This window comes from Halalkalibacter oceani (genome assembly GCF_023715605.1).
Lineage (GTDB): Bacteria > Bacillota > Bacilli > Bacillales > Bacillaceae_D > Halalkalibacter > Halalkalibacter oceani.
Genome location: NZ_JAMBOL010000096.1, coordinates 1 through 286 on the forward strand (window position 1 = coordinate 1; position 286 = coordinate 286).

Sequence of the window (286 nt, forward strand, 5' to 3'; positions counted from 1 at the left end):
TCCCTTCATGAGGAACGTCATTGTGATACTGCATGCAGCTTTGCGACGAGAAAGCGACGCAAGGAGCGCGCAGGAGCACATTCCAGTAACTTTATTGAGAGTGTTGAGTACTCTCAAAACTGAACAACAGCACAAGCGTCAAACAACCGAAGTTGTTCGTCGATTAGAGTCTAAACTCCATAGAAAGGAGGTGATCCAGCCGCACCTTCCGATACGGCTACCTTGTTACGACTTCACCCCAATCATCTGTCCCACCTTAGGCGGCTGGCTCCGACGCATTTTTGCA

General features: G+C 49.7%; 1 rRNA gene. It reads right to left on the reverse strand.

The window, feature by feature from the left end:
- Positions 1–183: 183 nt before the first annotated feature.
- Positions 184–286 (reverse strand): 16S ribosomal RNA (locus M3202_RS22150); the annotation flags it as partial.